The following is a 13,657-nucleotide window of genomic DNA, read 5'->3' on the forward strand; positions in this document are numbered from 1 at the left end:
GGGTGCCACGCCGGCGAGGGGCTCCTCACCGGAGTCGCCGGGCTCCGGTGTCATGTCAGTCATCGTTCTTCTCCACCGGTCGTCCTGAGTAGTCATCGCCGACGAGGATCTCGCCGTCCTCGGTGCCGGTCCAGGTGATGTACAGCTCGCCCAGGGGCTCCAGCTGCTCCAGCGAGACCACCTGCTCGCGGTAGAGCTCGAGGACGGCCAGGAAGCGGGCGACGATCTCGAAGGTGCCGGCGCAGTCGGCGGTCAGGGCGCGGAACGTCGTGCGCTCCAGGCGGCGTAGCCGCTCCACCAGCAGGCGCCCCTGCTCCCGTACGCTCGCCTGCGGCGCGTAGATGTGCTCGACCGAGACGGTCGGCACGGGTTTGGGCGCCAGGGTCTTGGCGGCCAGCCGGGCGAACTCCGCCGGGCCCAGGCCGATGAGCACCTCCGGCAGGAGGTTGGCGAACCTCGGCTCCATCGGCACCGTACGGGCGAAGCGGCGCGACTCCCGTGCGATCCGGCCCGAGAAGACCGCGGCGACCTCCTTGTACGCGCGGTACTGCAGGAGCCGTGCGAACAGCAGGTCGCGGGCCTCCAGCAGGGCCAGGTCCTCTTCGTCCTCCACCTCACCGGAGGGCAGCAGCCGCGCGGCCTTCAGGTCGAGGAGGGTGGCGGCGACCAGCAGGAAGTAGCTCGCCTGGTCCAGGTCCCACTCACGGCCGTAGGAGCGGATGAAGGAGATGAACTCGTCGGTGACCTTGTGGAGGGACACCTCGGTGATGTCGAGCTTGTGCTTGGCGATGAGGCCGAGGAGCAGGTCGAAGGGACCCTCGAAGTTGTCGAGGTGCACCTCGAATCCGCGCTTGTGCTCCTCCGGGGCCGGCTCACTCACCTGGTCAACGGTAGTGGAGGCCACGCACTCCCCTGCCGCCTGCACGCGGAATGGTCCGCGGAGCGGGCATCCCGTGGCGGGCCTCCGGTGCGGTCACGACGACCGCACCGGAAAGGCTCACATGAGGGAATGCCACCTCTGGAGTACCTCCTTGGCGAGTTCCCGGTAGGCGTTAGCGCCCATGGACGACGGGTCGAAGCGGGTGATGGGCTCACCCACGACGGTCGCGTCCGGGAACCGGACCGTGCGGTTGATGACCGTGTGGAAGACCTGCTCGCCGAAGGCGTCCACGATGCGGCCGAGCACCTCACGGGTGTGGAGGGTGCGGGAGTCGTACATCGTCGCCAGGAAGCCGTCGATGGCCAGCTCCTGGTTGAGCCGGCCCTGGACCTTCTCGATCGTCTCCATGAGCAGCGCGACACCGCGCATCGCGAAGTATTCGCACTCGAGAGGGACGAGAACGCCTTGGCTGGCGGTCAGCGCGTTGACGGTCAGCAGACCGAGCGAGGGCTGACAGTCGATCATGATGTAGTCGTAGTCGGCCACGACCGGCTTGAGCAGACCCCCGAGGATGTACTCGCGGCCGACCTCGTGGACGAGCTGGACCTCCGCGCCGGACAGGTCGATGTTGCTGGGCAGCAGGTCCATGCCCTCGACGCTGGTCTCCAGGATGACCTCTTCGGTCTCCACGCCCCGCTCCATGAGCAGGTTGTAGATCGTGAGGTCGAGCTGGCGCGGGTCGCCCTTGCCCAGTCCCACCGACAGCGCGCCCTGGGGGTCGAAGTCGACGAGGAGAACGCGACGGCCCTGCTCGGCCAATGCGGCGCCCAGATTTATGGTCGTCGTCGTCTTGCCGACGCCGCCCTTCTGGTTGCAGACCGAGACGATGCGTGCGGGCCCGTGCTCGGCCACAGGCGGCGGATCGGGGAACGACGGCTTGGGACGCTGCGTCGGGCCTAGCGGCGCGGCGTCACGCGGATCGGTCGCGATCGCGGTCGAGAGCGCCCTTTCGGATCGTGCTCTCTCCTGCTGCGCGCTGATGTCAGTCACCAGCTACTCGAACCTCCCCGGCGACCCTCGGTTTACCAACAGGATGGGGACTCTATGGCCTGTCAAGTACTGCGGCAAGGCGGCACACCGGCCACTGCGGGATTGGTCAGACGTTGGCCCGCGGATGTGCCGAAGCGTAGACGTCACGCAGCCGATCGACGGTGACCAGAGTGTAGATCTGGGTCGTCGCCGGTGACGCGTGGCCCAGCAACTCCTGGACCACCCTAACGTCGGCGCCGCCGTCGAGGAGGTGCGTCGCGAAAGAGTGCCGAAGAGTGTGCGGCGAGACGTCCGTCAGCTCCGCGCGCCCGGCCGCCGACCGCAGCGTCGACCAGGCACTCTGCCGGGAAAGCCGGCCGCCGCGCGCGTTGAGGAACAGCGCGGCGCCGCCCTGGCCACCGGCGTTCAGGACCGGGCGTGCCCGCAGGAGATAGGCCTCCAGCGCCTCTCGCGCGTACCGGCCCACCGGGACGACCCGGTCCTTGGCCCCCTTGCCGTGCAGGCGCACGACGGCGTCGGCGAGGTCGACGTCGCCGACCTCCAGGCCGACCGCCTCGGAGATCCGCGCGCCGGTGCCGTAAAGAAGCTCCAGCAGCGCACGGTCGCGAAGGTCGCGCTCGGTGCCGCCCGGACCGGCGGCGGCGAGAAGGCGCTCCACGTCCTCGATCGTGATCGCCTTCGGCGGGCGCCGCGGGGGCGCCGGCGGCCTGACGCCCTGTGCCGGGTCGACCGCCGACAGTCCCTCGCGTACGGCGAAACGGTGCAGGCCGCGCACGGCCACCACGGCGCGCGCGGCGGACCCCGCGGCGAGCGGCGGGTGCAGGTCGTCGCCCTCGCGCAGTCCGGTCAGGAAGGACACCACGTCGTCCTCACCGACCTGGCCGATCTCCATACGGCCGCGCGCGACCAGGACATCGACGTAGCGGCGCAGGTCGCGCCGGTAGGAGCTGAGGGTGTTCGCGGCCAGGCCACGATCGACCGCGAGGTGGTCGAGGTAGCTGCGGACCTCGGCCCGCAGCGCTCGGCCGAGCTCTTCACCGGCGGCGGATATCAGTGCGGCACCTCATCCCGGCAGGTCGTTGCGGTAGGCGGGTCACCCCTCGGGGGCGTCGGGTGCGCGAAGGTCGCGATAGCCCGTGGCCCGGGCGGCGTAGACCGACAAGATACCCATCACCGCAAGGGGATTGTGTAGGTCACCACGCCTCACCGCGGCGACCGCCTCCTCCAGCGGCACCCAGGCGACCGGCATGCCGGCCTCCTCGTGGATGCGCTCGAAGTCGACCTCGTCCGCGGGGATCTCGGTGAGCCCGCGCGCGAGGAAGACGCGTACGCGCTCGTTGGTCATCCCGGGCGAGGTGAAGACGTCCAGGAGCGTGTGCCACTCGCGTGCCCGGTAGCCGGCCTCCTCGGCGAGCTCGCGCGCCGCCGTACGCCAGGTGGGCTCACCGTCGACGTCACGCAGCCCGGCGGGCGGCTCCCACAGCAGGCGGCCGACGGGATGGCGGTACTGCCGGATGAGGAGCACGCGTTCGTCGTCGTCCAGGCCGATCACGCCGACCGACCCGGGGTGCACGACGATGTCGCGTTCGGCGATCTCGGTCGTGTCGCCGTTCGGCATCCGGACCCGGTCGGTCCGTACCTGGACGACGCGGCCCTTGAACCTTTCCTCGCTGCCGGCGACCTCCCACTGCTCCGGGACGTCGACCGGCCCCGTACCGCCGGTAGCGGTCACTTCTTTCCGTCCAGGGCGGCGGCGACGAGCCCGGCGAACAGCGGGTGCGGGCGCGTCGGCCGGGACCGGAACTCCGGGTGCGCCTGCGTTCCGACGTAGAACGGGTGCTGGTCGCGTGGCAGCTCGGCGTACTCGACGAGGCGCCCGTCGGGCGACAGCCCGGAGAAGACGACACCGGCCGCGGTCAGGTCGTCGCGGTAGGCGTTGTTGACCTCGTAGCGGTGCCGGTGGCGTTCTTCGACCTTCTCCGCGCCGCCGTACAGCTCTCGCACCAGCGAGTCGTCGGCGAGGTTGGCGGGGTAGAGCCCGAGGCGCATCGTGCCGCCCATGTCGCGCTCGCCCGCGACGACGTCGATCTGGTCGGCCATGGTCGCGATGACCGGGTCGGCGGCCTTCTCGTCGAACTCGGCGCTGTTGGCCTCGGTCAGGCCGGCGAGCGAACGCGCCGCCTCGATGACCATGCACTGCAGACCGAGGCAGATGCCGAGCGTGGGGATGCGGTTCTCGCGGGCGTGCCGGACGGCGCCGACCTTGCCCTCGATGCCGCGCACGCCGAAGCCGCCGGGGACCAGGATCCCGTCGACGCCCTTCAGCTCCCGCGCGGCCGACTCGGGCGTCTGGCAGCGGTCGCTCTTGACCCAGCGGATGTTGACCCGCGTGTCGTGGGCGAACCCGCCGTGCCGCAGCGCCTCGGTGACCGACAGGTACGCGTCGGGCAGGTCGATGTATTTGCCGACGAGCGCGATCGTGACCTCTTTGGCGGGCTGGTGGACCCGGTGGAGCAGTTCGTCCCACTCCTTCCAGTCGACGTCACGGAAGGGCAGCCCGAGGCGGCGTACGACGTAGGCGTCCAGGCCCTCGCTGTGCAGCACCTTGGGGATGTCGTAGATGCTGGGCGCGTCGATCGCGGAGACCACGGCCTCGGCATCGACGTCGCACATCAGGCTGATCTTGTTCTTCAGGCCCTGGGTGATGGGCCGGTCCGAACGGCACACGATGGCGTCGGGCTGGATGCCGATGCTGCGCAGCGCCGCGACCGAGTGCTGCGTCGGCTTGGTCTTCAGCTCACCGGAGGGCCCGATGTAGGGCAGCAGCGACACGTGCAGGAAGAAGCAGTTGTCGCGGCCGATCTCGTGCCGGATCTGGCGCACGGCCTCCAGGAACGGCAACGACTCGATGTCGCCGACAGTGCCGCCGACCTCGGTGATGACGACGTCGACGTCGGGGCCGGCCATACCGCGGATCCGGTCCTTGATCTCATTGGTGATGTGCGGGATGACCTGCACGGTGTCGCCGAGGTACTCCCCGCGCCGCTCCTTGGCGATCACGTTGGAGTAGATCTGGCCCGTGGTGACGTTCGCGGAGCCGTGCAGCTCGGTGTCGAGGAATCGCTCGTAGTGACCGACGTCGAGGTCGGTCTCGGCGCCGTCGTCGGTGACGAAGACCTCGCCGTGCTGGAAGGGGTTCATCGTGCCGGGGTCGACGTTGAGGTAGGGGTCGAGCTTCTGCATCGTGACGCGCAGGCCACGCGATTTGAGAAGTCGTCCGAGGCTGGACGCCGTAAGCCCCTTGCCGAGGCTTGAGGCGACGCCGCCGGTGACGAAGAGGTGCTTGGTGGTCCGCCCGGACGCACCAATAACTGCCGAAGCCAAGAGGGACGCTCCCGTGGTCGTTGTCGCGGCGACGTTCACCTGAGGTGTGAACGGCCAATCTCCACGGGCCACCAGGATAACAGGCGATGCGCCTGATCAGCCCCGCGTCGATCAGATCAGCTGTAACCGCCGGCGTAACTTCCGCTCGCCGCGCCCGGCGACACCGAACGCATCTGACCCGTCAGTTCGTCGATGATCTTTCTGGCCTGGTCCGCGGAGCTTCGCGCCTGGTCGCGCTCGGCCGACATCGCGGCCAGCGCGTCGCGCTGCTGGGTGACCGCCTCGGCGAGCTGGTCGACCCATTCTTCGCGTTCTTTGAGCTTCTGGGTGATGGAGTCGCGTTCGCTGCTCGCCTGGCGTGCCTGGGCGAGCGCCTGGTCGCGTTCGCGCGAGGTGTCCTCGGCGCGGCGCTGGGTCTGCGCGAGCTCCGAGGCGGCGCGTGCCTGCGCCAGCTCGGCGGAGTCGCGCTGGCTCTCGGCCTGCTTGAGCGAGTCGAGCGCCCGGCGGCGTTCGCCGTCCAGGTCCTGGATCCGGCGGCGGGCGTCCTCGGCGTCCTTCGAGGAGACCTCCAGCGACGAGACCTTGCTGCGCAGGGTGCCGAGCTCGGCCTGGGCCGTCTCCAGCGCCTGTGCCAGGTCCGCCGCGTGCTTGGAGATCCGGTCGCGTTCGCCCTCGGTCGCCTTGCGCCCGCTCTGCGCCTCGCCCGCGGACCGGTGCGCCTCGTCGCGGTCCTCGCGCATCTGGTCGCGCTCGGCCATGGACTGCCGTGCGGCGACCTCGGACTGCTCGGCCGAGGCACGCGCCTGGTCGCGCTCGACGAACGCCTGGCGCATCGCGGCCTCGGACTGCTCGAACTGGGCGCGCAGGCGCTCGGCCTCCTGCCAGGCGCCCGCCGACTCGCGCTGGGCGGACTCACGCTCGGACATCATCTGGCGTACGGCGGCCTCGGACTGCTCGATACGCTGCTCGGCCTGGCGCGCCTGGGCGAGTGCCTGGTCGGTCTCCTGACGGGCGCCGACCGCCTCGCGCTGGGCGTTGTCGCGCTCGCCGAGGGCCTGGCGCATCGCGGCCTCGGACTGCTCGGCCTGCGCGCGTGCCCGCAGCCCCTCCTGCCAGGCGGTGTTGGCCTCCTGCTTGGCCGACTCGCGCTCGGAGATGGCCTGGCGAACGGCCGCCTCGGACTGCTCGACGCGCTGGGCCATCTCCTCGAACTGGGCGCGTACGCGGTCGAGCTCCTGCTGCATGGCGGCGACGTCCTGCTTGGCCGACTCGCGCTCGGCCATCAGCTGGCGCGCGGTCACCTCGGCCTGTTCTTTCTGCTGGCGTACGGCCTGCGCCTCCTGGCGCATCGCCGCGGCGTCGCGCTGCGCGGACTCGCGCTCGGTCATCAGCTGGCGTACGGCGGCCTCGGCCTGCTCGGCACGGTGGTCCAGCTGGTCGTGCTGGGCGCGGATGCGCTCGATCTCCTGCATCGCGGCCGCGGCGTCCTGCTTGGCGCTCTCACGCTCGGCCAGCATCTGGCGCGCGGTGGCCTGTGCCTGCTGCGCCTGCGCGCGGTGGCGTTCGACCTCCTGCCACGCCGAGGCGGCCTCCTGCTTGCTCTTCTCGTGCTCCGCCTGGACGGCCGCGATCTGGACCGCGGACTCCTGTTTGGCCTCCGCGACCTTCTGCTCGCCCTGCGCCAGAGCGCCGGCGAGCATGTCCGCCATCTGCCTCAGCCGGTCGACGACCTCGCCCGGTTGATCCACGCTGCCGCCGTGGGCCGGCCGGGCGCCGTTGTTCGGCAACCACGACGACCCCCCGCCCTCGGCGTAGGAACCGCCCGAACCATTGAGATCGCTCACATAGGGAACTCTAAGGGCGACTCGCAAGGCTGTCTGCCATGTCCAAGAACGTGTGCCGTATCACTCGCGAATTGACCCGACCATGACGGATGACGTCTGGCGGCTGTGAGCTGCACGGACGAACGGATGGCCTATGCGGCATCACTGTACGAAGCCGTCATATCGCAGATGAAAGAATATCGATCATGAGGACTATGTATCCGCCGATCGAGCCGTACGACTCGGGTTTTCTCGATGCCGGCGATGGCGACCGCGTCTACTGGGAGGTCTGCGGGAACCCCGCCGGCAAGCCCGTCGTCATGGTGCACGGAGGGCCGGGCGCCGGCTGCTCGCCCGGACACCGGCGGCAGTTCGACCCGGAGGCGTACCGCATCGTTCTGTTCGACCAGCGCAACTGCGGGCGCAGCCTGCCGCCCGCCAGCGACCCGTCGGTCTCCCTGGCGAACAACACCACCGGGAACCTCGTCGCCGACATGGAGCTGCTGCGCGAGCACCTGGGCATCGACCGGTGGCTGGTCTTCGGCGGGTCCTGGGGCAGCACGCTCACGCTGGCGTACGCGCAGACGCACCCGGACCGGGTCACCGAGATGGTGCTGCGCGGCATCTTCCTGCTGCGGCCGTTCGAGATCTACTGGTACTACCAGGAGGGTGCGTCACTGCTCTTCCCGGATCTGTGGGAGGAGTTCCTCGCGCCGATCCCCGAGGACGAACGCGACGACCTGGTCACGGCCTTCCACGCGCGGCTGAACGACCCCGACCCGGACGTCCGGCTTCCGGCGGCGAAGGCGTGGAGCCTGTGGGAGGGGTCGACGATCTACCTGCTGCCGAACGAGGACACGATCCAGGAGCACTCCGGCGACGACTTCGCGGTGACGTTCTCGCGGATCGAGAACCACTACTTCGTGAACGAGGGGTTCCTGGAGGAGGACCAGCTCATCCGGGACGTGGACAAGATCCGGAACATCCCGTGCGTGATCGTCCAGGGACGCTACGACGTGGCGACGCCGGCGGCCACGGCATGGGACCTGCACCGGGCGTGGCCGGAGGCGGAGTTCCACCTGGTCGGCGACGCCGGGCACGCGTACACCGAGCCGGGCATCCTGCACCATCTGATCGAGGCGACGGACCGCTTCGCCCGTACCTGACCGCGGTCGCGGGCCGCCGGTTCGGGGCCGGCCCCGCGCGTACGGCGAGGGGGCGGGCCCGGCTCGGGCCCGCCCGTCCGGTGTGTCCGGTATCACTTCGCGCCGGTCCGTCGCCTGTACGACGGCGTACGACGGGTGCCGCACCGCTCTGGCGGTACTGGCCGCCTGGTCCTATCCGAATCTGATTCGGTACCGTGGAGCGGGAAAAGACCGCAGGAGGGGTGCTTGCGTGGCCGATTCCACGACGGATACGGCGATCGCCGGGCTCGGCATGACGGAGCTCGGCAAGGTCTACGGCCACAGTCCGCGCCGGCTCGCCGCCGACGCCGTGCGCGCCGCGGCCGAGGACGCCGGCCTGGCCCTGGCCGACCTCGACGGGCTGATCGTGAGCAGCGGCATGTCCGGTTCTCCCGGCATCGAGCTGGCCCGCACTCTCGGCCTGCGCGATCTGCGCCTCCTCACCCACATGAACTCCTACGGGGCGACCGCCGTCGCGATGGTCTCCCATGCCACCGCGATGATCCAGAGCGGCGCGGCGTCGACGGTCGCGTGCGTGTTCGCGGACGCGCCGCTGGAGCCCGAACGCAACTCGGGCTCGGCCTACCATCGCGACGAAAAGGAGTGGCACGGGGTCGGCGGGCTCCAGGCGGCACTGGGATTCCGCAGTGTCAACGCGTTCTACGCCCTGGCCACGCGGCGGCACATGGAGCGGTACGGCACCACGAGCGAGCAGCTCGGCGCGATCGCCGTCGCCACCCGCGCCTGGGCCCAGGGCAACCCCCTGGCACAGATGCGCGAGCCGATCTCGCTGCGCGACCACCAGGAGTCCCGCTGGGTCGTCGAGCCGCTGCACCTGCTCGACTGCTGCCTCGTCTCCAACGGCGGCATCGCGGTGATCGTCACGAGCGCCGAGCGCGCCCGTGACCTGGCCCGGCCACCCGTCCACGTCTGGGGATGGGCCCAGGGCCACCCCGGCCACCGGCTGACACGCGGCAGCGACTTCGGGCTGACCACCGGCGCCGCGCTGTCCGGGCCCGCGGCGATGAAGATGGCCGGGGTCACCACGGCCGAGATCGACGTGTGCCAGATCTATGACTGCTACACCTTCACCGTCCTGGTGACGCTGGAGGACTACGGCTTCTGCGCCAAGGGCGAGGGCGGCCCGTTCGCCGCGAGCGGCGCGCTGGGCCCCGGCGGGACACTGCCGGTCAACACCGGCGGCGGGCAGCTGTCGGCGTACTACATGTGGGGCATGACCCCGCTGTCGGAGGCCGTGATCCAGGCGCGCGGTCACGGAGGCGACCGCCAGGCGCCGCGGAACGACGTGGTCCTCGTCAGCGGCAACGGCGGCATCCTCGACCACCACGCGACGTTGATCGTCAGCCCGCACGCGAAGGGACGGCCGTGACCCGCGATCCCGGTGAGGACGCGATCGGCACGATCCGCCGCGACGGGCGTTCCGGCCCCTTCTTCGACGGCGCCGCCGAGGGCCGGCTGGTGCTGCGGCGCTGTGAAGCCTGCGGGCAGTGGTTCGCCCCGGACGCGGCCGGCTGTCCCGACTGCGGCACGGACGAGCTGACCTGGGCCGAGGCGACCGGCGAGGCCGTACTGGTGTCCTGGGCGGTCGCCCACTCGCGTACCGGCCACACCGCTCCGCTGGCTCTGGTCGAGCTCGCCGAGGGGCCCTGGATGTACGCGCGGCTGGACGGCGTGGCGGGTCCACACGAAGGCCTGCCGCTGCGAGCGAGCTTCGTCCACCCCGATGATGGCGAGAGCTATCCCGTGTTCAAGGAGCGCCGCCGATGAGGACAGAGGTCTGCGAGAAGTTCGGGATCGGTTTCCCGCTGTTCGCCTTCAGCCACTGCCGGGACGTGGTGGCCGCGGTCACGAACGCGGGCGGGTTCGGCGTCCTCGGCGCGGTGGCCTACTCCCCCGAACGCCTCGAGGAGGAGCTGCGCTGGATCGACGACCACGTGGACGGCCGCCCGTACGGGGTCGACGTCCTGGTGCCCGGCAAGATCGCGAAGGAGGCGGAGGCACCCGGCGACCTGTTGTCCGCCGTCCCGTCGCGGCACTGGGAGTTCCTCGCCGGGATCTTCGAACGCTACGGCGTGCCGGCGCCCGACCTCGACGCCGCCGACGGGCGCGGCGCCGGCCGCCAGGTGACCAAGGAGGGCGCCACCGAGCTGATCGACGTCGCGCTGAACCACCCGATCCGGCTCATCGCCAGCGCGCTCGGCCCGCCGCCGCCGGTGATGGTCGAGCGCGCGCGTGCCGCGGGCGTGCCCGTGGCGGCGCTCGTCGGCACCGTCGAGCACGCGCGACGGCAGGTCGCGGCCGGCGTGGACCTGATCATCGCGCAGGGCTCGGAGGCCGGCGGGCACACCGGCGAGATCTCCACGATGGTGCTCGTGCCTGAGGTCGTCGACGCGGTCGCGCCGCTGCCCGTCCTCGCCGCCGGCGGCATCGCCTCGGGCCGGCAGATGGCCGCGGCGATGGCCCTCGGCGCGCAGGGCGTGTGGTGCGGGTCGGTCTGGCTGACCACCGAGGAGGCCGAGACCCTCCCGGCGGTGAAGGCGAAGATGCTCGCCGCCACCTCCGCCGACACGGTCCGCTCCCGCTCCCGTACGGGCAAGCCCGCGCGGCAGCTGCGGTCCTCCTGGACCGAGGAGTGGGACGAGTCCCCCGACAGCCCCGGCGCGCTGCCGATGCCGCTGCAGCTCATCGTCGCCGAGGGCGCGATGGGAGCGATCGGCAAGGCCGCCGAGAACGGCAACGAGGGCGGCCGCCGCCTGGCGAACTACTTCGTCGGCCAGGTCGTCGGTCGGCTCGACACCGTCAAGCCCGCGCGTCAGGTCGTCTACGACATGGTCGAGGAGTTCGCCGGCACCCTGGAAAGACTGGCCGAGATCGGCGGCGAGTAGCCGGCCGGGTACTCAGGTTCGTCGCGCGGTGGTGTCGAATCGCGCCGAGCCCGTTCGTAGCCAAGGTGAGAGGCCGGCAACGGGCCGGTCGCCACTCACGAGGAGAGCATCATGGCCGCGACTTACACCTTCGACGTCTTTTCCAGCCTCGACGGTTTCGGTACCGCCGGCGGCGACTGGACCGGCTACTGGGGCAAGCAGGGCCCCGAGCTCCTCGACCACCGCCTCGCTCTGTACGGCGAGGAGCAGCGGATGGTCTTCGGGGCCAACACGTATCGGGCGTTCGCGCGGATGCTGGCATCGAGCACCGAGGAGTCCGACGTGCGCGACCCATGGGTCACACGGATGAGGAGCCTGCCGGCAACGGTGGTCTCGACCACACTGGAAGGATCCCTCGACTGGCCGGACGCGACCGTCGCGAGCGGCGACGCCGTCGACGTCGTCGCCCGGCTCAAGGAGGAGTCCGAGGTGCCCCTGCGCTCGCACGGCAGCCTGTCGATGAATCGCGCGCTGATGGCCGCCGGTCTGGTCGACCGCGTCCAGGTGACGCTCTTCCCCGTGATCACCGGCCGGACCGGGCAGGAACCGATCTTCGGGGGCGCGGCCGACTTCGACCTCGAGCTGATCGAGCACCGGACGCTCGACGGCCACATCCAGGAGCTCGTCTACCGGCCCACCCTGCATGCCTGAGCCGGTCCACGCACCCACCCGAGGCTGAGAAGCGGCCAGTATTGACCGTGTGTCCGAACAACTGATCCTCGTCGTCGAGGACGAGCCCTCGCTCGCTGAGGCGGTGGCCGCGCGGCTGCGGGCGGAACACTTCGCGGTCCAGGTGGCGGCCGACGGCCCGGCCGCGGTCGAGTCCTTCCGCCGCCACCGGCCGGACCTGCTGGTCCTGGACCTCATGCTGCCCGGTTTCGACGGGCTCGAGGTCTGCCGCCGCGTCCAGGCGATGAGCCCGGTGCCGGTGCTGATGCTGACCGCGCGCGACGGGGAGACCGACCAGCTCGTCGGGCTGGGGGTCGGGGCGGACGACTACCTCACCAAGCCGTTCAGCATGCGGGTGCTGGTGGCACGCGTCCGCGCCCTGCTGCGCCGGGCCGGGCGCGCCGCGACGCCGGCCGCCGAGGTCGTACGGGCCGGGCCGGTCGAGGTGGACCCGCTCGCCCGCCGGGTGCGCTGCCGGGGCGCGGAGGTGCACCTCACGCCGACCGAGTTCGACCTGCTGCACTGCCTCGCCGTCGCGCCCGGCGCGGTGTTCACCCGCGCGCAGCTGCTCGAACGGATCTGGGACTGGGCCGACGCGTCGCCCACGCGCGCGGTGGACAGTCACGTCAAGGCGCTGCGCCGCAAGCTCGGCCCCGGCCTGATCAGGACCGTGCACGGCGTGGGGTACTCCCTGGAGGTCCCGGCGTGATCCCCCGCCCGCTCGACCCGCTACGGTCCATCAAGATCAAACTCGGCGTGCTGGTCGCGGTCAGCTCGTGTGCCACCGCCCTCGCCCTCAAGGAGGCGCTGGAGCACGGCATCCGGGGCCGCTACGCGCTGCCCGTCGCCGTGCTCGCCGCGCTCGCGGTCACCCAGGTCCTCGCGCACGGCATGACGTCACCGCTGCGGGGAATGACGGCCGCCGCCCGTGCGATGGCCGGCGGCCGCTACGACGCCCGCGTACGCGCCAGCTCACGTGACGAGGTGGGCGAGCTGGCCCAGGCGTTCAACCAGATGGCCGCCGACCTCGCCGAGGTGGACCGCCAGCGCCGTGAGTTCGTCGCGAACGTCTCCCACGAGCTGCGAACGCCGATCAGCGCCCTGCACGCCCAGCTGGAGAACATCGCCGACGGTGTGACGCCCGCCGGCCCCGAGACGCTGGGGGTCGCGCTCCGGCAGACCGAACGCCTCGGCCGGCTCGTCGGCCAGCTCCTCGACCTGTCACGCGCCGACGCGGCCGGCGACGCGCTCGACCGTACGGAGTTCGCCGTCGGGCCGTTCCTGGCCGGTGTGGCCGCCGAGGGCCGCGCGGCGCGTCCCGGTGTCCGCATCGTGCTCGACGTGCCACCGGACCTGGTCGTACTGGCCGACCGGGACCGCCTCCACCAGGTCGTGGAGAACCTCATGGACAACGCGGCGGCGCACGGCCCGGCCGACGGCACCGTCACCGTCACGGCACGGCCGCGCGGAAGGACCGGCGGGCTGGCACTGGACGTCGCCGACGAAGGGCCGGGTATCGCGCCGGGCGAACGGGCACGCGTCTTCGAGCGCTTCTACCGGGGCGCGGGCGGCGACGGCGGCACGGGGCTCGGACTCGCGATCGCCCGCTGGGCCGTCGAGCTGCACGGCGGCAGCATCGAGGTGGCGGGCGAGGGGCCGGGATCCCGGATCCGGGTGACCATCCCGGGCTGACCCGCACAGAATCTCCACGACACCCTCACA

General features: G+C 71.2%; 13 protein-coding genes. 7 read left to right on the forward strand and 6 right to left on the reverse strand.

The window, feature by feature from the left end; translation table 11 throughout:
- Window positions 1-55: 55 nt before the first annotated feature.
- The 6 genes from FB559_RS40885 to FB559_RS40910 form a co-directional block, all read right to left on the reverse strand.
- A complete protein-coding gene (locus tag FB559_RS40885) occupies window positions 56-880 on the reverse strand; it encodes a segregation and condensation protein A (RefSeq protein ID WP_221640687.1) in 825 nt (274 codons plus the stop codon).
- A 117-nt stretch (window positions 881-997) separates the two neighbouring features.
- Window positions 998-1,792, reverse strand: coding sequence for a ParA family protein (locus tag FB559_RS40890; RefSeq protein ID WP_425455134.1), 795 nt, complete (start codon window positions 1,790-1,792; stop codon window positions 998-1,000).
- Window positions 1,793-2,036: 244 nt separating this feature from the next.
- Window positions 2,037-2,981, reverse strand: a complete 945-nt coding sequence (locus FB559_RS40895) for a site-specific tyrosine recombinase XerD (protein ID WP_425455135.1) — start codon at window positions 2,979-2,981, stop codon at window positions 2,037-2,039.
- Window positions 2,982-3,023: 42 nt separating this feature from the next.
- Window positions 3,024-3,662 carry an NUDIX domain-containing protein gene (locus tag FB559_RS40900; protein WP_141962963.1) on the reverse strand — a complete coding sequence of 213 codons (639 nt, stop codon included), beginning with the start codon at window positions 3,660-3,662 and terminating at the stop codon, window positions 3,024-3,026.
- On the reverse strand, window positions 3,659-5,314 hold the full coding sequence (locus FB559_RS40905; RefSeq protein WP_185792716.1) for a CTP synthase: 1,656 nt from the start codon (window positions 5,312-5,314) through the stop codon (window positions 3,659-3,661). Before FB559_RS40905 ends, FB559_RS40900 begins: the two co-directional genes overlap by 4 nt.
- 116 nt (window positions 5,315-5,430) lie before the next feature.
- Window positions 5,431-7,158 carry a coiled-coil domain-containing protein gene (locus FB559_RS40910; RefSeq protein ID WP_141962965.1) on the reverse strand — a complete coding sequence of 576 codons (1,728 nt, stop codon included), beginning with the start codon at window positions 7,156-7,158 and terminating at the stop codon, window positions 5,431-5,433.
- 185 nt (window positions 7,159-7,343) lie between these two features.
- Here FB559_RS40910 and pip point away from each other — a divergent pair, with 185 nt between their 5' ends.
- The 7 genes from pip to FB559_RS40945 all read left to right on the forward strand — a co-directional run bounded on the left by pip (window position 7,344) and on the right by FB559_RS40945 (window position 13,627).
- Window positions 7,344-8,303: a prolyl aminopeptidase gene (pip, locus tag FB559_RS40915; RefSeq protein WP_141962967.1), complete on the forward strand. Its 960-nt coding sequence runs from the start codon at window positions 7,344-7,346 to the stop codon at window positions 8,301-8,303.
- A 229-nt stretch (window positions 8,304-8,532) separates the two neighbouring features.
- Window positions 8,533-9,711 (forward strand): thiolase C-terminal domain-containing protein, encoded by a 1,179-nt coding sequence (locus tag FB559_RS40920; protein WP_246122862.1) that lies wholly within the window; start codon window positions 8,533-8,535, stop codon window positions 9,709-9,711.
- Window positions 9,708-10,109 carry a Zn-ribbon domain-containing OB-fold protein gene (locus FB559_RS40925; protein ID WP_246122864.1) on the forward strand — a complete coding sequence of 134 codons (402 nt, stop codon included), beginning with the start codon at window positions 9,708-9,710 and terminating at the stop codon, window positions 10,107-10,109. The genes FB559_RS40920 and FB559_RS40925 overlap by 4 nt, the downstream gene beginning before the upstream one ends.
- The gene (locus tag FB559_RS40930) at window positions 10,106-11,227 is read left to right on the forward strand and encodes an NAD(P)H-dependent flavin oxidoreductase (RefSeq protein ID WP_141962969.1); all 1,122 of its coding nucleotides are present in this window, start codon (window positions 10,106-10,108) and stop codon (window positions 11,225-11,227) included. Before FB559_RS40925 ends, FB559_RS40930 begins: the two co-directional genes overlap by 4 nt.
- A gap of 111 nt (window positions 11,228-11,338) precedes the next feature.
- Window positions 11,339-11,917 (forward strand): dihydrofolate reductase family protein, encoded by a 579-nt coding sequence (locus FB559_RS40935; RefSeq protein ID WP_141962971.1) that lies wholly within the window; start codon window positions 11,339-11,341, stop codon window positions 11,915-11,917.
- A gap of 49 nt (window positions 11,918-11,966) precedes the next feature.
- Window positions 11,967-12,644, forward strand: a complete 678-nt coding sequence (locus tag FB559_RS40940; RefSeq protein WP_141962973.1) for a response regulator transcription factor — start codon at window positions 11,967-11,969, stop codon at window positions 12,642-12,644.
- Complete coding sequence (locus tag FB559_RS40945; protein ID WP_141962974.1) at window positions 12,641-13,627, forward strand: sensor histidine kinase; 987 nt, start codon at window positions 12,641-12,643, stop codon at window positions 13,625-13,627. Before FB559_RS40940 ends, FB559_RS40945 begins: the two co-directional genes overlap by 4 nt.
- Window positions 13,628-13,657: the final 30 nt, after the last annotated feature.

Source organism: Actinoallomurus bryophytorum, assembly GCF_006716425.1.
GTDB lineage: Bacteria > Actinomycetota > Actinomycetes > Streptosporangiales > Streptosporangiaceae > Actinoallomurus > Actinoallomurus bryophytorum.